The organism is Bythopirellula sp., from assembly GCF_041737835.1.
In the GTDB taxonomy this organism is placed as follows: domain Bacteria; phylum Planctomycetota; class Planctomycetia; order Pirellulales; family Lacipirellulaceae; genus Bythopirellula.
The window spans coordinates 63,425-83,427 of the sequence record NZ_JBGSQY010000030.1 but is presented as its reverse complement, the minus strand read 5'-3'; the positions used below and the strand labels follow the sequence as shown (position 1 = coordinate 83,427).

At 55.2% G+C, this 20,003-nt stretch carries 16 protein-coding genes; 5 read left to right on the top strand and 11 right to left on the bottom strand.

Features of this window, described 5'->3' with window-relative positions:
• Window positions 1-8: 8 nt before the first annotated feature.
• From AC6T8Q_RS08915 to AC6T8Q_RS08905, 3 genes are all read right to left on the bottom strand, one after another.
• Window positions 9-269, bottom strand: coding sequence for an acyl carrier protein (locus AC6T8Q_RS08915; protein ID WP_496919036.1), 261 nt, complete (start codon window positions 267-269; stop codon window positions 9-11).
• A 59-nt stretch (window positions 270-328) separates the two neighbouring features.
• A complete protein-coding gene (locus AC6T8Q_RS08910; RefSeq protein WP_500678741.1) occupies window positions 329-1,573 on the bottom strand; it encodes a beta-ketoacyl-[acyl-carrier-protein] synthase family protein in 1,245 nt (414 codons plus the stop codon).
• A 134-nt stretch (window positions 1,574-1,707) separates the two neighbouring features.
• On the bottom strand, window positions 1,708-2,973 hold the full coding sequence (locus tag AC6T8Q_RS08905) for a type 2 periplasmic-binding domain-containing protein (RefSeq protein WP_500678740.1): 1,266 nt from the start codon (window positions 2,971-2,973) through the stop codon (window positions 1,708-1,710).
• Window positions 2,974-3,117: 144 nt separating this feature from the next.
• Here AC6T8Q_RS08905 and xylB point away from each other — a divergent pair, with 144 nt between their 5' ends.
• The 3 genes from xylB (at window position 3,118) to AC6T8Q_RS08890 (ending at window position 7,205) form a co-directional block, all read left to right on the top strand.
• Entirely contained in the window at window positions 3,118-4,623 is a 1,506-nt protein-coding gene (xylB, locus tag AC6T8Q_RS08900; RefSeq protein ID WP_500678739.1) for a xylulokinase, read from the top strand.
• A gap of 105 nt (window positions 4,624-4,728) precedes the next feature.
• Window positions 4,729-6,036 (top strand): PQQ-binding-like beta-propeller repeat protein, encoded by a 1,308-nt coding sequence (locus tag AC6T8Q_RS08895; protein WP_500678738.1) that lies wholly within the window; start codon window positions 4,729-4,731, stop codon window positions 6,034-6,036.
• Window positions 6,033-7,205 carry a glycoside hydrolase family 99-like domain-containing protein gene (locus tag AC6T8Q_RS08890; RefSeq protein WP_500678737.1) on the top strand — a complete coding sequence of 391 codons (1,173 nt, stop codon included), beginning with the start codon at window positions 6,033-6,035 and terminating at the stop codon, window positions 7,203-7,205. The genes AC6T8Q_RS08895 and AC6T8Q_RS08890 overlap by 4 nt, the downstream gene beginning before the upstream one ends.
• 484 nt (window positions 7,206-7,689) lie before the next feature.
• Here the strand turns inward: AC6T8Q_RS08890 and greA are convergent, their stop codons facing one another.
• From greA to AC6T8Q_RS08865, 5 genes are all read right to left on the bottom strand, one after another.
• Window positions 7,690-8,169, bottom strand: a complete 480-nt coding sequence (gene greA, locus AC6T8Q_RS08885; RefSeq protein WP_496918991.1) for a transcription elongation factor GreA — start codon at window positions 8,167-8,169, stop codon at window positions 7,690-7,692.
• 312 nt (window positions 8,170-8,481) lie between these two features.
• Window positions 8,482-9,183, bottom strand: coding sequence for a zinc ribbon domain-containing protein (locus tag AC6T8Q_RS08880; protein WP_500678736.1), 702 nt, complete (start codon window positions 9,181-9,183; stop codon window positions 8,482-8,484).
• A 178-nt stretch (window positions 9,184-9,361) separates the two neighbouring features.
• Window positions 9,362-11,074 (bottom strand): sigma-70 family RNA polymerase sigma factor, encoded by a 1,713-nt coding sequence (locus AC6T8Q_RS08875; RefSeq protein ID WP_500678735.1) that lies wholly within the window; start codon window positions 11,072-11,074, stop codon window positions 9,362-9,364.
• Between the two features lie 64 nt (window positions 11,075-11,138).
• The gene (dnaG, locus tag AC6T8Q_RS08870; protein ID WP_500678734.1) at window positions 11,139-13,028 is read right to left on the bottom strand and encodes a DNA primase; all 1,890 of its coding nucleotides are present in this window, start codon (window positions 13,026-13,028) and stop codon (window positions 11,139-11,141) included.
• A 98-nt stretch (window positions 13,029-13,126) separates the two neighbouring features.
• Complete coding sequence (locus AC6T8Q_RS08865; protein WP_500678733.1) at window positions 13,127-14,344, bottom strand: S1C family serine protease; 1,218 nt, start codon at window positions 14,342-14,344, stop codon at window positions 13,127-13,129.
• A 328-nt stretch (window positions 14,345-14,672) separates the two neighbouring features.
• Here AC6T8Q_RS08865 and aat point away from each other — a divergent pair, with 328 nt between their 5' ends.
• Complete coding sequence (gene aat / locus AC6T8Q_RS08860; RefSeq protein ID WP_500678732.1) at window positions 14,673-15,332, top strand: leucyl/phenylalanyl-tRNA--protein transferase; 660 nt, start codon at window positions 14,673-14,675, stop codon at window positions 15,330-15,332.
• A gap of 47 nt (window positions 15,333-15,379) precedes the next feature.
• Here the strand turns inward: aat and AC6T8Q_RS08855 are convergent, their stop codons facing one another.
• From AC6T8Q_RS08855 to AC6T8Q_RS08845, 3 genes are all read right to left on the bottom strand, one after another.
• Window positions 15,380-16,291, bottom strand: coding sequence for a sugar phosphate isomerase/epimerase family protein (locus AC6T8Q_RS08855; protein ID WP_500678731.1), 912 nt, complete (start codon window positions 16,289-16,291; stop codon window positions 15,380-15,382).
• A gap of 139 nt (window positions 16,292-16,430) precedes the next feature.
• Entirely contained in the window at window positions 16,431-17,582 is a 1,152-nt protein-coding gene (locus AC6T8Q_RS08850) for a trans-sulfuration enzyme family protein (protein ID WP_500678730.1), read from the bottom strand.
• Window positions 17,583-17,703: 121 nt separating this feature from the next.
• Window positions 17,704-18,960 (bottom strand): trans-sulfuration enzyme family protein, encoded by a 1,257-nt coding sequence (locus tag AC6T8Q_RS08845; RefSeq protein WP_500678729.1) that lies wholly within the window; start codon window positions 18,958-18,960, stop codon window positions 17,704-17,706.
• A 430-nt stretch (window positions 18,961-19,390) separates the two neighbouring features.
• On the opposite strand from AC6T8Q_RS08845, the gene AC6T8Q_RS08840 reads away from it, so the two are divergent.
• Window positions 19,391-20,002, top strand: a complete 612-nt coding sequence (locus AC6T8Q_RS08840; protein ID WP_500678728.1) for a YMGG-like glycine zipper-containing protein — start codon at window positions 19,391-19,393, stop codon at window positions 20,000-20,002.
• The last annotated feature ends 1 nt before the right edge of the window (window position 20,003 follow it).

The following is a 20,003-nucleotide window of genomic DNA, read 5'->3' as shown; positions in this document are numbered from 1 at the left end:
ACCGGGCGTTAGACTTTCTGGATATCCTTCATCAATGGCGTGAGATAAGTCACCGTGGAATTCATGCTCGCCAGGTTCATGTAATCATCTTCTGGGATTTGCACGCGATGGCGCTTGCGCAATTCCATCACGATGTCCAGGAAGTCCATGCTGTCGAGTTCCAGCTGCTCGCGGAAGTTCTTATCGTCATCAAGCTTCGATAAATCCTCGTCGGGAGCGATTGATTCGAGGATATCCAAAACTTCTTCTCTGATTTCTGAGTTTGTCATATTTCGATTTACCTTTGAGCCGAGGAAATCGTGAGCTGCTCACGCATAACCTGCCGACATTAAACCTTTTTGATAATTACCGCCGAGTTGATCCCCAGCATGCCAAATGAATTGTTGAGGATGTAGTTCACTTCTTTCTTGGCCCGCGGCTCGCCGAGCACCAAGCCCGGCAGCGCACACTCCGGATCAAGATTGTCCACATTGATAGTGTGATGGCAAATGCTATCGCCAAACGATGGCAAATTGCCTGCCAATTCCAGCGAACCCGCCGCGCCCATCGCGTGGCCGATGAAGCTCTTGGTATTGTTGATATAAGTCCGTTTTGAATTGCCAAACACCATGCGTAAGGCTGTGCACTCTTGGATGTCGCCGCTAGCTGTGGCCGTGGCGTGCGTGCTGACGATGTCGATATCCTCGGCGTTAAGCCCCGCGCGTTTCAACGCTTGATTCATGCACCGCGACTGTTGCTCGGGATTCGGCAGCACAAAGTCGCTGGCATCGCTGGTCATCGCATGCCCAACCAACTCGCCATAAATTTTGGCGCCCCGTTTGACGGCATCGCTGTAACGCTCCAAAGTGAACAAACAGCCCCCTTCGGAAACGACGATACCATTGCGGTCGCGATCGAACGGGCGACTCGCCTTCGTGGGGTCGTCATGCGCTGCGAGAGCACCCTGACTGGCAAAGCCCGCGAAGATGCCGAATGTGCGAATGCTTTCCGACACGCCACCGGCAATCGCGAAATCGCATTCATCCAGGAGCAGCATCTGCGCGCCTTGAATCAACCCGGCGTTTCCCGCCGCGCACGCCGCACCGATCGTGTAATGCGGCCCCGTGATACCCATGTTCAGCGTAATTTCGCCAGCGGGGTTGTTCGCCACGGTACGAGGATTGTGATGGTGCGACCAAACCTTCGTGTCGTAGTTGAAGGCTTTGATCTCGTTGATTTCGTTTTCAGTCTCGACATTGCCATGCTCGGTCACGCCGATGTAGACACCCACGCGCTCGCGATTGAGCTGTTGCCATTCGATTCCCGAATCGGCGACCGCCTCATTAGCACAGTAGATCGAAACGCTGCCGGCCCGTGTGCCGCGGCGAAGTTCTTTACGTTTTTGATACTTCAGCTCGTCGAAGTGGCATTCCCCGGCCAGCGTATCTCCCACGTAGCGAATGTTATAGCGGTCGACACCGCTCTTGCCCGCCAACAACGCGGCACGGTAGTCCGTGAGGTTGTCACCGTTGGGGGCCGTAAGCCCCACGCCGGTAATCACGATTCGCTGGTCATCCAAAACGCTACGGATCATGTGGAGTTGCTGGAAGCACCTATTTTTACTGGGGATGGCAAGGAAAATTGAGAACTCTTAAAGGTATCCCGAGCCCCGCCAATTGACAACCCGGCGGAGTGGTAACTACGAGCCGCTCTTCAGCGAGAAAAAGCCTATTCCGCCAGCCCCAAATGCCGGTTGAAGGCGATCCGTTGTGACTCTTGGCCAAGCTGCTTGGTGCGCGTGTTCCAGCGTTCCTCCACCACAGTGAGTACTTCTTCTGCCGTTTGTTCGCCAGAGATGGCTTTTTCGAATGCTGTTTCCATTTCTGCCAAGTACTGGTCAATCCCAGGAATGCGCGGGAGCAAGTAAGCATCGCCTCGCGACATTTCCGCTGTCAGCCAACTCACGCGGTTGTCTTCACCAGCTTCGGCAAACCATTTCGCACCTTGCGACACTTGCGAAGCACGATACCACAGCGTCGCGGGACTACGCTGGCTGAGCTGCGTACCAGTGGAGCCGCTGACCAACCAAGGCAACAATTTGAATGCCGAGGCAGCGTTCCGCGAACTTGTTGTCACGCTGACCAAACGGCCGGCAAAACCACACACCACCGGCGGCGTTGTTTCCTCCGAAGCTTCCCATTGGTGGAGGCTTTCGCCATACTCTTCGTTAGACAACAACAGCGGAGAAAGTCGTGATTGGCTGTTTGCTTTGGGCAAAACAACTTCGGCCTGAAGGGATTCTTTGTCGGTCTTGCGAGACATTTCTTCGAGCGCTCGAATGAGTGGGGGCGTTGCCAATTTCGCGTCGAGTGTTTGCGGATCAAACAGCAGCGATGCCCGATCGACGGGTGGCGTCGCGGCGAGCCCGCGCGCCAAGAATTCGCCGACTAACGGGAACGGTCCGGCAACGAAATCTTTGCCCGTTCGATGAGGACCAAATTCCTGCCAAGTCTTCGGTGGCTTCTCTGGGATTTCTCCTTGCCATGCCAAAATCAACGGCATGTCCCCCAGTGAGAGCGCAAATACTTCGCCACCGTAACGCACGGTCTGGTCGCGAATCAGCGTGAGAAAGTCCCCCCAACCCAATTTCGGGTCGTCGAGTACCGTCTTGCGAACCTGCCGCAGCCACTCGCGCATGACGAGCTCTCCCACGTATCGCGACGGGTAAATGACAATGTCGGCGGGCAATTTTTCCGATTTCGCCAACTCGGAAGATGACATTTCAATGACCGCCAGTTCGCCCCCGCTCCGTTCGCTCCATTCTCCGGCAAGCAGCTCGATTCCCTTGGCCAATTCCGGGTCATCGACCACGAGGACAGTCAATTTTACCGCAGCGTGCGGCTTAGTGGTTTTTGCACTTTGGCGTTGCGATTCCTCGGCGTCGCGGCATCCCCATGAAATTGCGCAGATCAGGACTAGAAACAGAGGCCGCATCGTGTGTACTGTGGTGCCTAAAAGGAAGAATATGGCGAGCGAAAACCGTTCTTCTTTTTAGCCGCTGGCGGGAGCCAACGGTATACCCTTTTCGCATTCACCGCCTGCTTCCGCTAGCGGCTAATAAAAAAAGTAGGAATCTGCATGAGCATTTGCATTGGAATCGACGTCGGCACTTCGGGCACAAAGGCTCTCGCGATCAATCCTCAAGGCAAGATTTTAGCGGAAGCCTCGGCGGGCTACCCCCTGCACCATCCCCAACCCTTGTGGAGCGAGCAGGACCCCGAGGATTGGTGGCAGGCCACGATCAAAGTCGTGCGGGCTGTCGTCAAAAAAGCCAAACTGAAAGCCGCCGACGTCAAAGCCATTGGACTTTCCGGGCAAATGCACGGAAGTGTGTTCCTCGACAAGCAAGGTAAGGTGATTCGCAGGGCACTTTTGTGGAACGATCAGCGCACCGAAGCCGAATGCGCCGAAATCGAGAAGCGAGCCGGTGGACGCAAGCAACTGATCAAATTGGTGGCCAATCCCGCGCTCACGGGCTTCACGGCTCCCAAAATTCTTTGGCTCCGCAACAACGAGCCCAAAAACTTTGCCAAGTTAGCCAAGGTCCTGTTACCGAAGGACGAAATCCGCCGTCGTCTCACAGGTGAGTACGCCACGGAAGTCAGCGACGCCAGCGGCATGTTGCTACTCGACGTCGTTAAGCGTAAATGGTCCAAGCAGCTCTTGAGCAAGTTGGAACTCGATGAAAGTCTGCTCGGCACGTGTTACGAATCCGAAGAAGTCACGGGCAAGCTCACCAGCGAAACGGCGAAGCTTTTAGGTTTAACCACCGATTGTGTCGTTGTCGGTGGGGCAGGGGATTGTGCCGCTGGCGCGATTGGCAATGGCATCGTCAAAAGCGGTTTGCTCAACACCTCACTTGGCACGTCGGGAGTTGTCTTTGTTTACAGCGATGAGCCGCAGTTTGACCCTGAAGGACGGTTGCACACCTTCTGCCACGCCGTACGCGGCAAATGGCACATGATGGGCGTGACGCTGTGTGCCGGGGGATCGCTGCAATGGTTCCACGACAAAGTGTGCGCCGTCGATGCCAAGGGGAAGGCGATCTACGAACAACTCACGAAAGAAGCGGCCGCGGTTCCCGCCGGATCCGAGGGACTGCAATTCCTCCCCTATCTCACTGGTGAGCGCACGCCACATTTGGATCCCAATGCCCGTGGTGCATTTGTGGGGTTAACGCTCAGCCATTCCCGGGGGCACATGACCCGCTCGATCATGGAAGGGGTGACTTATTCCTTGCGAGATAGTTACGCGATCATGAGCGATCTGGGCGTTCCCGTAAAACAAATCCGCGCTTCCGGCGGCGGAGCAAAAAATCCTTTCTGGCGGCAGATGCAAGCCGACGTCTTTGGCAAGCCGGTCTTTTCGATGGTCGCCGATGAAGGAGCGGCTTACGGTGTAGCCTTATTGGCGGCGGTAGGAGCGGGTGAATTTAAGGACATCACCGAAGCCTGCGCCGCGACAATCAAAACGGCTGATGAATCCAGGCCCAATGCCGCGGCACGCAAAGTTTATGACCGTGGCTTTCCGATTTATCAGAACTTGTACCGCTCGCTCAAGGATAAGTTCAAGAAACTCGGCTAGCAAAATCACAACGTGATTTCGGAATTCTGACTTCCGAGCCCCTGAAAGTGAGTTGAGTGGAGTACAATCAACCACTCTTCACCAACCTAAGGTCTAGGGGCTGCCATGTTGCGTCTTTTGATCGGCGTCGTCTTTATTTTACAGGCCTCTTTTGGCTTGGCTGAATCCACGTGGCCGGAATTTCGCGGCCCCAATGGCCAGGGCATTTCTACGGAAAAAAATCTTCCGCTCTCTTGGAGCGAAACCGAAAACGTCCGTTGGAAAACGGAAATCCCTGGCAACGGGTGGTCGTCCCCCGTGGTGGATGGCGGAAAGATCTGGCTCACCACCGCGACCGTCGTTGAATTGAGCAAAGAAGAGCAGGCCGCTAAAGTGGCTGGAACGCAGCTTGCCGATCAAATGATCGCCGCTCGCACGGTCACGCTATGGGCCGTGGAAATCGACCTCGAATCGGGGAGCCTGCTACGCAAGATCAAGCTGCTCGAAGTGCTTGAACCCGCGCCCATTCATTCGCTCAACAGCTATGCCTCGCCGACCCCGATTTTGGAGAACGACAGGCTTTATTGTCACTTTGGCGACTATGGTACGGTTTGTCTCGACATCAAGAGCGGCGCAATTCTCTGGCAAAAGCGTTTTGCTCTCGACCATCGTGTTGGGCCAGGGAGTTCGCCCGCGTTGTGGGAAGACTTGCTGATCGTTCCCTGCGATGGTGCAGACGTGCAGTTTATCGTCGCGCTCAATAAAGACACGGGTGAAACCGTCTGGCGAACCGACCGGCCACCGATCCAGCAAACCAATGGTGAATTTCGCAAATCCTATTCGACTCCGCTTGTGATTGAAGTCGACGGCGCGGAACAAGTCGTGATCCCGGGTGCCGAGTGGTGTGTGGCTTACAAACCGCGCACCGGTGAGGAGATTTGGCGGCTGAATCACGGCCATGGTTTTTCGCTGGTCCCGCGGCCGGTGTTCGACGGCGAGCGGCTTTACTATTGCACCGGCTTTATGAGCGATCGGCTGATCGCGGTGAAACCCGACGGCGTGGGGGATGTCACCGCCACTCACATAGCCTGGGAAGTCGCGAAGCAAGTCCCCACGATGCCCTCGCCCTTGGTTGTCGACAAGCGCGTTTACATGATTAGCGATCGCGGGGTTGCGACCTGTTTTGAAGCCGAGACGGGCGAAGTCGTCTGGCGTGGTCGGATGCCAGGCCGCTATTCATCGTCGCTCCTTTTTTCCCCGGGCCGGATCTATATTGGCAACCATGCAGGCATGACGACCGTATTCGCCACCGGCGACGAGTTTAAAAAACTGGCCGAGAATAAACTCGATGGTCAATTGATGGCGTCTCCCGTGCCTGTCGAGGGCTCACTGCTCTTGCGCACAGGCACACATTTGTACCGGGTGGGAATGTGATTAAGAGATGCGTTCGCCTGAAGCTTAAGACGTATTGTCTCGTACTCTTTTATTCAGCGGCAGTTTCTGCTCAGGATAAACTTGCCGAAGTTAATATTGCAAAGTCGAACGAATATCCATCACACGCCCCTCTCATCGGTGCCTACTACTATCCTTGGTATGGCGTAAATGGTAATCCCACTGCCGATGACTGGCGAAACGTACTCCGTCAGAAGCTCGTGCCTTCACAAGTGCCCCGCATCGGGCTTTATCGCTCGGATAGCCCCAAGGTGATAGCCGAACACGTCAAACAAAGTCGGCATGCAGGTTTGTCTTTTTGGGCCGTGAGTTGGTGGGGACCAGACACGCCGACTGACCAAATATTCCGCGAAGCCATACTTAAGCATCCCGATGCTGACCAATTGCGTTACGTCGTGCTTTATGAAAGCACCGGACGGCTGGGCGAATTCGATAAGCCACATTACGACAAGCTTCTCGAGGATTTTGCGTATCTCGAGCAACACTATTTCGATGATCCCTCTTATCTGCGAATCAACGACCGACCGGTCGTGCTTATTTATCTCTCTCGCGTGTATTTTCGCGATCAGGGCCTCGCGGAACTTGCTGAGTTGCGCGAACGCTTTCCCGAGGTCTATCTCGTGGGCGACGATGTCTTTGGACCGCGCTATCGTGCCGAATGGGCCAAAAATTTTGATGCGGTAACGGCCTACGATGTTTACGGCCAGTCCACCGCTTTAGAAAAGGCTAGCCAAGCTGCCATCACAACTTTGGCTGACAACTACATCAATGCCCGTCGCAAGGCCAACTCCGTGGGGACGGCGTTTATCCCCGCGATTGCGCCCGGCTATAACGACCGTGCAACCCGCGACGGCCACACCGGGACAGCACGCTACATGATCGACGAACCGCAACAGGAAGAAGGAAGTTTATTCCGCGCGATGATCCACGACGTGGCGCTTCCCAATCTCGACAAGTCCTGCGGCCGGTTGATGATGGTCACGAGCTTCAACGAATGGTACGAGGACACCCAAATCGAAGCGACCGCCGGCATGGAGCCACCAACGGCGATTGACAGTTCCCCATCGAATCAGCATTTCACCGAAGGGGATCGCTATTTTGATTACGCCGATCTCTACCTAAGAATTTTGCGCGAAGAGACGCTTGAGTGAAGCATGAATGAGTAAGAATCAATTTTTCCGCCGCAACTAACATCCAGCCGCGCACCCCAGCAGAAGAACTGCCGACGTGGGTTCAGGGCAATAAAAATATCCCCAACCAACTTCCGCGGGATAAGAAACAGTTTGTGCCGGCACAAAAGTACCCATGGAAGATTTCACCAACGATTCTATGGGGTTGAGTTTGATCATGGCACCGCCAATTCCACTCCACCCAAAGTAGGCAGATCCTAAGAGGATTGGAGCACACAAAGGCTGCCATATTCTCCGACGTTTCCGCGTTGATCAACGGGCTCTACAAACTACGTTGGTGACAATAAAACAAGAATCCCTTCGAAATATCCTCCGATTACCGAACTCACGTTGATCACTCTAGCGAAAGCCTAGCTCTGTGAACGAACGCTTTGCGCGGGGAATGTCCATGTAGGATGGGTCGCGTGCCCCTGTCCCGTGGGCATGAGTAGGGATGAGCCAGCGTCTAATCGTCGAACCGGATTTCCAAAATCTCGAAACGATTCGTGCCCGCGGGGACTTCGATCGCGACTTTTTCGCCGACCTTCTTGCCGATCAAACCTTGTGCGAGGGGGCTGGTGACGAGAATCTTGCCAGCGTCGTAATCCTCTTCGCCCGCACCGACGAGCGTGAATACCTCGGTATCGCCGAAGTCGAGATCTTTGACTTTGACTGTCGCGCTGAAGACGACCTGATCCTTGGGCAGGGAGGCGATGTCGACAATGTCGGCCCGGGCGATCTTGTCCTTGAGCATATTGATCTTGGCTTGGAGCAGGCCTTGGCTTTCACGGGCGCCATGGTACTCGGCGTTTTCGCTCAAATCGCCTTCGGCCCGCGCGGTCGCGATCCGCTTTTCGATGAGCGGCATTTGCTCGTTTTCTAAGTCGTAAATCTCGGCTTTGATTTTATCGTAGCCGGTACGGGTCATGGGCATGCGATCGGACATAGCGAGGTCAGTCGGTTAAAGGTGAGTCGGTGAGGAGCTGTAGAAATGGTAAGAATCGACCTGATTACTTACTCACTTACTAACCCATTCACCATTTCAAACAAAATGGGCCTCCCTCGCGGAAGACCCAAGACATGACGATAGCGTTGATTCCCATTTATACCTTATTCCGAGAGACGATAAAAGCCCCTGGAAAATAGCATGGTTTTTCAGACAGGGAAATTTTCGTCGCCCGAGTTCTATATTCTTTTTACCTGCTATCGCGCGGGTAATAAGCAAACCGGAAATGACAATCGAGAAAGTTAAATTCAATCACTCCGCCAGATACAACAAGCTGCCGCAGGATTTGCAGAAGATGGGGCGGGAGAGCAACAGATCGTTCTGCATGTTGAGCGTGATTTGTTGGCCGCAGCCTTGGCACACCATGTCTTCGACCGAGGCCATGCCCTCAGCACCTTTGCCCTGGATCACCCGGCGATAATCGTCCTTGAGCGTGGCGGGCAGGTTTTTCTCGGCTTCGGCGAGTTCGGCTTCCAGACGAGTGATATCTCCTTGAACAATCGCGCTCTCGGCGGCCACGCTGTCGCGATACTTTAAGAGATCGTTTTTCACGGCGGCCAAGGCAGTTTCCGCTTCCTTGACTTGCACGGCCAGTTGATCGATCTTGTCCATCCCTTCGAGAATTTCGTCGGCTAGCACGCTGTTGGCCATCTCGGCGGCGGCGATTTGTTCCACAAACGTTTGATATTCGCGATTGGAATTCGCCCCGTTGAGCTTCACGCGATAGTCGACGATCTTTTGCTCGCTCGTCTTGAGATCAAGCTGCTTGTGATCGAGGATTTTCTTGGCGTCCTTCACGCGATCTTGCGCGGCGGTGAGCAAGGCTTCCTGCTGGGCGACGTTGGCCTGGCGAGCTTTCACTTGACGCGGCCCGCGGGCCAAACGCTCGTTCAGATCGCTCAGCTGGGTATGAATACGATGCAACTCGCGAAGCACCGCTGTGGATACGGACATGAGAAACTCCGTTGGCAATGCGATCAGCACCGCGTTCGATGGGTTATCAAAAAGCTACCCATCATTGTAGCGAGAAATTCGGAGTTCAACAGCGGGCCTCCATTTGAGTGGTAACAGCATAAAAAAAGCCCCGGCCACAAGGGCCGGGGCTCGCTGTCATTAGAATTTGCAGGATCGACTATGCCGCGGCGGCAAGTTCTTCCACGGGAGTGACATCCCAAACTTCTGCCTCGGCAATCACCGGGCTGTCGGCGACGTACTCGCTCAGCTCGGAACTGCGGACAGGGTGCTGCAACTTCGACACGGCTTTGGCTTCGATCTGTCGCACACGTTCGCGGGTCACCTTGAAAATGCGGCCCACTTCTTCGAGCGTGTAGCAATAGCCGTCGGCCAAGCCGTAACGCAGACGCACGATTTCTCGCTCGCGAAAAGTCAGAGTCTTAAGCAACTCTTCAATCTTTTCGCGAAGCAAACCGTTGTTGGCTAGCTTGAGAGGATTGTCTGAGTGGGAATCTTCGACAAATTCACCAAAGCTGCAATCATCGCCTTCGCCGATGGGGCGATCCAAGCTGACCGGTGTGCGGCCAATGTCGAGTACGTGCAGGCTTTCGTCGAGATCGATTCCTGCGGCTAGGGCCGTTTCTTCATGCGTCGGCATACGGCCAAGTTCATGCTGCAAACGTTTAGCGGTTTGCTGCAACTTGCTCAGCACGTCGATCATGTGCACGGGGATACGAATCGTGCGGGCTTGATCGGCGATGGCCCGAGTGATCGCCTGACGAATCCACCAAGTGGCGTAGGTCGAAAACTTGAAGCCACGGCGATATTCATACTTATCAACGGCACGCATCAGGCCAGTGTTGCCCTCTTGGATCAGATCCAAGAAGCTCATGCCGCGGTTGCGATATTTCTTGGCAATCGAAACGACCAAGCGGAGGTTGCCACTGGAGAGTTCGCGCTTCACACGCTCAAACTCGCGTAATTGCTTGCGGAGAAGTTGGCAACGGGTACGCAAGCTGCGGGGGGATTCCAAAGTCTTGAGCATCAAGTCGTGAAGCTCGCGACGAACGGGTTCCGTCCGCGTGGCGGGGGCACCTTCGGCTTTGAGTTGCTGAAGATGCTTTTGGAGACGATCCATTTTCGCAGACAAATCTTCAAGCACTTTCATCATCGGTTGCACACGCCGAGTGCGAAGGCTCATTTCTTCGACGAGTTGCAGCATCTTTGCCCGACGGCGGAGATAACGCTGGCGAGCCGCCGACTTATCCTCCGAAGCAGCACTGCGGCTGATGAGAACGCTAAAATCTTGTTGCTGCATTTTCATCAGGTGCGACAATGTCGACAAATTTGTCGGCATCCGTGCGGAGATTTGCTCCTTGGTGAGCCGTTCGGTGAGAGACACTTTGATCGTGCGATCAAAAGGCAATTCGCCGGCGTGGACTTTGTGCAACACTTCGACGGTGTTGGCCAAGGCACAGAATGAACGGAGCAGGTTGCGGCGGAACCGCTTGCGGCTCAATTCAATCTTTTTGGCCATGATGATCTCTTCCTCGCGATTCAAGAGAGGAATGCGGCACATCTGCGAGAGATACATCCGAATCGGATCGTCGGTCAGCTTGGGCAACTCGTCGGTAAACAAGTCGCGGTCGCCGAGATTGACTTCTTCGGCAAGACGGCGTGTGGTGCCTTCGGCTTCGATGAAATCGATCCGCAAGGCATCGGCCAGATCGAGCAAGCGGTCAACATGATTCGAATCGGCGCATTCGTCGGGCAGATAGGAATCGGCTTGTTGATAAGTGAGGTAGCCTTGCGATTGGGCTAAGGCAGCGAGTTCTTGGAGCGAAATCTTGGCTGGGGACGAAGATTTCAATGGGGTCGTAGCGGGGGTCATCAATAACTCCTCCTGCACTTCATGTGCATGTGGAAAAGTTGCGGGGGATCACCTGCCAAGCCTCTCACCCATCCGTGGGCGCGGAACCTGCTTGACGGCGTTTGGACTCATCCTTTCGTTTCAGGTCATTAAACAAAGCAGCGAGCGCTTGATCTTCATTGCCAGGATCAAGTCGCTTCTGCGAAAACTCAGACATGGCCGACTGGTGACGGGCCGATTGTTTCTTGTGCTCGAGCAGCATCAACAGATCGCTGACGCGGCGTTGGCTGTCGCTCGTTTTTTTCTCGCGACCTGTTTCATCGCAGTCGACGAGCAGATTTTTGACATCGGGATCGTTGGTGGCGAGCATCAATTGATCGAACGTGGGGACTTGCCCCGCGTGCATGATTTCGACGGCTTTGATGTAAATGCCGCGGCAGACTTCGTGGGGAATTTCTTCGGTGTCGAGCTGCTCGGCGAGTAACGGGAGAATTTCGGGCTCGTGAATGACAAGCTCCAGAAGCTCACGCTCCCAAGGTTGCAGCGCGACTCTCTTGGCCGCAACCACGGCGGCTTGAGTCGGTGTGCGTTGCAGGGAACGAGCCGACTGTTCACGACGCACGGCACCCAGACGGGTACGCAATGTTTCTTCGCCGATACCAAACTGCCGCGAGAGGCGAGCGAAAACTTGTTGCTCGCGAACGAGACTGATCGACGTAGAATGTCCGCTCATCGGCAACGCTCGAGCGAGCGTGCCGAGAATCTCTTCCACGGCCAGTGAGGCACGATGGGTTCCAGGGGCTGATGCCAATCCGTTGGTCACAGCGTGTATCTTATGATCGAGGGCATCGAGAGATTTATTGAGCCTCTCTCGAAAGGCTTCGCTTCCTTGCGATGAGATAACATCACATGGATCGGCCCCGCTTGGCAAGGTCAGAATTCGTAAATCTATTTCTTGTGACACGAAGAGTGCTAGCAGTTCGTCAAGGATCTGCATCGTGCGGCGTTGGCCCGCTTCGTCGCCGTCGAGAACAAGCGTCACGCTATCAGTAAACCGGCGCACAAGCGGAATATGTTTTTCACCGAGTGCGGTGCCCAACACCGCCACGGCGTTGTTGATGCCGTGCTGATGCGCCATAATGACATCGGTGTAACCTTCCATCACGATGAGGCCTTGCTCCTTGGCGATAGCATCGCGGGCCATGTCGAGCGCATAGAGTTCGGAACTCTTGCTAAAGAGAGGTGTTTCCGGACTGTTGATGTATTTTGCTTCCGTACGTTCGGGATTCGACGGCGTTGTACCAGGCAGTATGCGGCCACCAAACGCGATGCAGCGTGCCCGCGCATCGCGAATCGAAAACAACACGCGCCCACGGAAGCGGTCGTAGTAGCTGCCGTTCTTGTCGCTCTTGAGCACAAGTCCGACGCGCTCCAAGACAGCAGGTGAAAAACTGGTCTCGCGGGCTTTGTCCAACAGCCACTGCCAAGCGTCCGGGGAATAGCCCAGCCGAAAGCGTCTGACGCTCTCATCGCTGATGCCGCGATCTGTAAGATACTGGCGGGCGGCTTCGGCCGTGGGTGATTGCAGCAGGTATTGGTGGAACTCACCCTCCGCCCAGGCCATCGCAGCGAGCAGATTGCGTTTGTCGAACTGATTCGCACCCGCCGCTTGCGGCTTAGCGCTTAGCGAAACACCCGCGCGATCGGCCAGCATTTCGAGCGCTTCACGAAATTCCAAACCCTCGGCTCGCATGAGGAAACTAAAAATGTCGCCGCCGACGTCGCAGACCCAGCACTTGAACGATTGCCGTTCGGGATTCACTTGGAAGCTGGGACGGGAATCATCGTGCCAGGGGCACAGGCCCACGAAATTGCGCCCCTGACGGCGCAAAGACATATAGCTCCCCACGAGATCGACAATGTCGATCGCCTGGCGGATTTGTTCTTTGGCGTCTTGGAGGTCGTTAAGTGGCACGGTGCATCGTCGGTGGGTCGCAAAATTCAAACCCCATTAGACGATGTTCCAGCCCAAGAAGGTAGGGCCTATTTCTCGCGCGATTGCGACTGACGATATTAGAGCGATTGCTCTCTCGGCTTGGCAGCGACGGTCACTTCCAGTGTCAGCTCACGTGTTCCACGGCCATCTTGACGGACGATTTCCACGGGAACGGTCTTGCCAATCGGCGTGCCGGCGATGGTCCGGCTGAGGAGCGTCGGATCAGAAAATTCGTTGCCATCCCATTTGAGAATCACATCACCACCGCGCAAGCCCGCATCGCTGGCGGGGGTATCGGGCTGCACGAGGACGACGATCACGCCCTTATCTTTTTCTAAGCCCAACAACTGGGCGACGGTGTCGGTCATCGCCTCGGGACGAACACCCAGATACCCGCGTTCGACCGAACCGGTTTTGCGCAGTTGCTCGTAGCTCGCTTTGGCGATGGAGCTAGGAATCGAAAAACTGATTCCCTGATACGTGGGGCCATAGATGGCCGTGTTAATGCCGATAATCTTGCCTTCGAAATTCACGAGCGGCCCGCCGCTGTTGCCGGGATTCACCGCGGCGTCGGTTTGCAAGAATTCCTGATAGACGGAATTCAAACCGCGCTCGGTGGTGATGCCGCGGCGTTCCTTAGCGCTCAAGATGCCGAACGTAATACTTTTCTGAAATCCAAACGGACTTCCCAGAGCCCAAACCCATTCTCCCACGTCGAGATTATCGCTGTCACCCCATTCGGCGGCGTGCAAATCTTTCAGTTCTGTTTTCAATAGGGCCACGTCCACGAGCGGATCCGAGCCAATCACACTGGCATTACCGCGTCGGCCGTCACTGAGTTGTACTTCGAGCGAATCGACCCCTTCGACGACGTGATAGTTGGTAATGATATAGCCATCTTTATCGACAATCACCCCTGACCCTTGACCGAGGCCTTGCCCGTGATGGGTGCGCAGATGAACGACGCTCGGGCCGACATAGTGAGCTAATAACTTTGATGCATCGTTGAGCTGCATCAAATTCAAATTCTGAATGTGATCGCTGGCCACGTCGAATTGGGCACGCTCTTCGGCTTCGACCATCGCGTAGCGAACGCGATAAACCAACGAGGGCAATACCAGCATTACGACCAGCAGGCTGAAGAACCATAGCAAGCGTCGCAACCGCGAAAGATCCTGCTGCGTGACCGGGGCCTCGTCGGCTGCGAGGCGGGGATGTGGTTGTGGAGTGAAAGAAGGGTGATAATGCGAGACAGATAAGGGCCGGGAGTCGTTATCGGGCGTTTCATAGCTCATGGCATGAACCCTGACTTGTTCGTTAGTATTCTATTAGCCACGAATCAGACGAATAGTACGAATAAGAGAAGAGTAACCGCTGATGTTGGCTCATAAACGCTTAGGAATTGAGGAGCGACTATGACTGTTAATGAGCGGTGTTAGACTTGTTCCTTATTCGTGCCGATTCGTCTCATTCGTGGTTCCCCAAAAACGGAAAAGGTGCTCAAGCACGGCCCGCTTTCTATCCGCTGACGGCCAGCGGTTCATTATACTACGATTACTTGTTTTGTGTGGTTTGAGCCAGTCACGAGAAAACTTGGGCCATTTTCGAGGACGAGAAAAGCCCGTGCCACCGTTATTTTTTCCCGATCCGAACCATTCTTCGCCCGAAGGCATCGTGGCCGTCGGGGGCGATCTTGCGCCGGAAAAGTTGCTGGACGCCTACCGCCACGGGATTTTTCCCTGGCCACAGAGCGGCATTGAGCCCATGTTGTGGTGGTCACCCGACCCACGGGCCATCATGCCACTCGACGGTTTTCAAGCCTCGCGAAGGCTGTTGCGGCGAGTCCGGTCGGGACAATTTACCGTCACGCGCGATCAAGCATTTCGCGAAGTAATAAACGGCTGCGCCACGGGACCAGGCCGCGAAGAAGGGACCTGGATCACGCCCGACATCATCGACGCCTACACGCTGCTACACGAACTTGGTCACGCGCACAGTGTGGAAGTCTGGGAAGCTGGGGAATTAGTCGGTGGAACTTATGGCATCGCGATCGGTGGCTTGTTCGCCGCGGAGAGTATGTTCCACAGAGTGCGTGATGCCTCGAAGGTCGCGCTGTTCTCATTGGTCGAGCATCTCAACGCCCGCGGTTATCAACTGCTCGATGTGCAACAGTGGACGCCCCACACGGGAAGCCTGGGAGTGATTGAAGTTAGGCGAAGGCAGTATTTGAAGAGGTTGGCGGAGGTGGTGGAGATGAGGGTGGGGTTTGAATGGGATGCGTAGCTGGATCGCAACGCGATCCGGGAGAGTAACGCTACGCCATAAGTGGGCTACGCAATCAACGGCCTGAGTACGTTGTGGCTGATCTTGAGCGATTGCAGGCGGCGTTCGATGCTGCCGCCGAAGGCGTGGTCTTCGACTTCCACGCAGACGGGGCCGTCGTAACCGGCGTCGGAGAGCGCGCCGATGAACTTGCCCCAATTCACATCGCCCAGCCCTGGGATTTTGGCTGAGCAGCGCTCCATGGGGGGAACCAGAGAGCCGACGTCGTCGAGCTTATGGCGTTCGACGCGCATGTCCTTGGCGTGCGTGTGGAAAATCTTGGGGCCGAACTCGCGGATGGGGGCGATGGGATCGATCAATTGCATCACCAAATGTGACGGGTCGTAATTCAAGCCAAAATGATCGGACGGAATCGTTTCAAACATTCGACGCCAAATGGCTGGAGTGCGAGCCAGGTTCACACCAAACGGCCAAGTTTGAGGAAACAACATCGGGCAATTCTCGATGCCGATACGGATGTTGCGGTCCTCGGCCTGCTTGATGAGGCTTGGCCACACTTGCTCGAACTTTTTCATGTTCTCTTCCAGCGGCAAGGTGTGATTCGCACCGATAAACGAGTTGACCGTGCCGAGGCCCAACTTCACCGCGGCATCCATCACCTTGGGCAAATGCTCGCAAGCCACGCGGGCTTGTTCCTCATCCGCCGACAGCGGGACGGAGTAATAACCGAGGGCTGAAATTTGTACGGCGTATTTTTCACACAGCGCACGCACGTCGTCTGCTTGTGCTTGTGAAAAATCGGTGACGTCGATGTGAATGACGCCGCCGAATTTGCGGTCTGGACCCCCCGGCGGCCAGCACATCACCTCGACGCAGTCGTAGCCGATGTTCGCCGCATGTTGCAGAACTTGTTCGAGGTTCAAATCGCCGAAGATCGCGCTTACAAATCCAAGTTGCATATTGTCTCACCTACAAAGTCATTCTGAGAGGAGATCTACGACTCGAAGAATCTAGATTCAATATTGATCGGTCGTCCAAGCACGTTGGTAATGCAGGTCAGATTCTTCGGTCGCCTAGGCTCTCTCAGAATGACTTGAGTTAGCCGCTTACTACCTGAAACGCCTTTTCTAAATCATCTTGCAAATCTTGAACCGCTTCCAGTCCCACGGAGAGGCGGATTAAGCCGTCGGTGATGCCGTGTTTGGCGCGGTCGGCGGGGTCGTAGCTGGCGTGCGACATCGACGCTGGTTGCTCGATGAGCGATTCGACGGCTCCCAAACTGACGGCAAGTTGGAACAATTCGGTTGCTTGCACGAAGCGCTTGGTTTGCTGGAAATCGCCTTTCAGCTCAAAGGTAAGCATGGCTCCAAAACCGCCAGTCATTTGCCGCTTGGCAATTTCGTGACCAGGATGGCTGCTCAACCCGGGGTACAGCACGCGATTCACTTGCGGGTGCTTCGCAAGCCACTCGGCGAGTTGCAATGCCGTACAGCTTTGTTCGCGGACGCGCAATTCGAGCGTCTTGATCCCACGGGAACATAGAAAACATTCCAGCGGTCCCATGATGGCGCCGGTGGCATTCTGCACGAAGTACAGCTCGTCACGAAGGGCTTTGTCGCGCATGACCAGCGCGCCCCCCATGAGATCGCTGTGTCCGCCGAGATATTTGGTGGCCGAATGCATCACGATATCGGCACCCAACTCCAAGGGCCGTGTCAGCACGGGGGTCGCAAACGTGCTGTCGACACCTAGAAGCACGCCATGTTTGTGAGCAATCTCGGCACAGGCGGCGATGTCGGTAATCGACATGCGAGGATTGCCTGGGCTTTCGATCCATACGAGCTTGGTGGCGGGGGTAATGGCCGCGTCAAGATTTGCCGGGTCCGTGGCGTCGACGAGCGAAACGGTGATGCCAGCGCGGTTGGCGACTTTATGAAACAGCCGATAGCTGCCGCCGTAAATATCGCTGCCGGCGACGATGTGATCGCCCGACTTGAGCATCGCGGTGACACAATGCGTGGCGGCCATGCCACTGGCGAAGGCGAGCGCACCGTAGCCACCTTCGAGTGATGTAAGTGTCGTTTCAAGAGCTTTGCGGGTAGGATTGCCGCTGCGGGAATAGTCAAACTCTCCCCATTCGCCAGCGCCGGGTTGGACAAAGGTTGACGCCATATGGATCGGCGCAACCACGGCCCCTGTTGTTGGACAGCGATCATTGCCAATATGAATCGCACGAGTTCTGAATTCCATTACATCACACTCCCAGATACAAACAACAGAACACTAATAACCGCTCATCGAACACTAATGGAATTCATTAGCGTTGATCAGCGAAGATTAGTGTTCCTGCGTATTTCTCGATTTTCCGCTCTTAGCTTTTTAACGCTTGCTCCAAATCGGCAATGAGATCCTCGGTGTTCTCGATGCCGCAGGAGAGCCGGATCATGTTGTCGGCGATGCCGAATTCGCGGCGATCCTCGGGTGTGCATTGATAGTAGCTCATCACGAGCGGCTGCTCGATCAACGATTCCACGCCGCCCAGGCTTGGGGCGATCCGAGGAATCTTCACCGCATCGATGATATTGGCCGTCTCGCGCCAGTCGGCATCCTTCACGTAGAACGTGATCAGGCCACCGTAGCCACGCATCGTCTCGCGAGCAATTTCGTAATAGGGATGCGAGGGCAGACCGGGGTAGAGCACACGTTCGATCCGAGGATGATTTTCCAAGAACTCAGCGATGCGGATGCCATTCTGGTTGTGACGCTGCATCCGCAGCTCGAATGTTTTTAGGCCGCGTGACAACAAGTAGATATTTTGCGGACCGTTGACGGCACCCATAATGCCGCGAAGTTTACGAACCGGTTCGAGCTTTTCTTTGGAACCGCAAATCACGCCAGCCAGCAAGTCATTATGCCCCCCCAAATATTTGGTGGCTGAATGCAGCACGTAATCGATACCTGCGGAGATGGGTCGCAAATTATAAGGCGTTGCCAACGTGGCATCGATCAATGTCTCGACGCCGTATTCCTTACCAATCGACGCGAAGCGTTCGAGGTCGATGCAGCTCATGTGCGGATTGGTAGGCGATTCGCTGATCAGCAGCTTGGTATGCGGATTGATGGCCGCTTCCATCGCTTCGTAATCGCCGGTGCGCACTTGGCGCGTGACAACCCCAAACCGAGAGAGATGCTTCGTACAGAATTCGCGGCTACGGTGGTAGCATTCGTCGAAGAACACGACTTCGTCGCAGGAACTGAGCTTCGCGGTCAATAATCCAACAAATGCGGCCATGCCGCTCGAATAAAGAATCGCGTCCTCGGCCCCTTCCAATGCGGCCAGTTTGCGCTCGACCACTTTCTCGCCGGGGTTGCCGTAGCGGCCGTACTCTTCGCGGACCTGATTCTGTTCGATAAAGTCGATCACCGATTGGGTGTCGGTGAAGGTGTAGGTCGACGCGCAAAAGATCGGGTCGGTGATCGCATCGCCGTGCTTTTGGCGAGCTTCACCTGCATGGACCGAAAGCGTGGAAAAATCGTCGGCGAAGCCCGGACAGGAATCGTCGGGTTTGTTGTCCCGCGAAGAAGATCCAGCACTCGTCGGTGGCTTTGACATTTCAACGTGACTCATGATGTTTCGATGGGGCTAGGGTTTGAATTTTGATGCTGGTTTGCGGTCAGCAAACCAAATTCCATTGGGCAACAAAAAAAGCCGCATTTACGCTCGGTAAATGCGGCTTTGCAAAAAGCTTTTCAATTGTTGCTGCCCAGCACCAACGTCCCCGAAGGAACTCCATGAAGTAGGCAGGCTCTGGCTTTTTAGCAGTTTCGGCTGCAAGCGGCCACAAATCCCGAGTTAACCCAAGTTTACGTTTCGCTGGGGACGATTGCAAGCTCGTGGCACGGGTGAATCCGTGATTTCGGGGAAATAGGCAATGTGACATGGCAATTTAGGTGGGATCACCTGCTTCACTTGGTTGATAGACAATCTTGACCCATCGACAGGGGGCTGCGACCATCCCGACCCCCGCAAATCTTTCCCCACTCCATGATGGTGTCCCATGACCCTTCGTCTTGCGCAGTCTGTCGTGCTCGCTTCAAGCATGTTTGCAGTTGGTTGTATGTCTCCCTATTACGCTGATAGTGGCGCTGGCTTCGGAGCACTGGCCGGTGCCGGAACAGGTGCGATCATCGGCGAAGCGACAGGCGGTAACGCGGCCGGTGGCGCGTTGATCGGTGCCGGGTTGGGTGCAATTACCGGTGGTGTCGTTGGTTCAGGCATGGATGAGATGCAAGCCCGCAACCGGGCCGAGATTGCCGCGGCCATGGGCCGACAAGTGCCAGCCGGTGCGGCGACGATTGATGAAGTGGTCGCGATGAGCCGTTCGGGCGTTGACCCGATGTTGATTCAGAACTATGTGCGTACATCGGGGATGGCACGACCACTGGCCGCCTCCGATGTAATTTATCTTCATAATCAAGGCGTCTCGACCGACGTGATTCAAGTGATGCAAAGCCCGCCCATGCCAACCCGGACCGTGGTTACTCAAGTTCCTCCGCCAGTGATCGTGGAAGAGCATTACTACGGTCCGCCGATGTGTCATCCGCACTACGGCTACCGCTGCGGCTATCCCGGGCCACGAACGAGTTTCGGCTTCACGGTTGTGAAGTAAG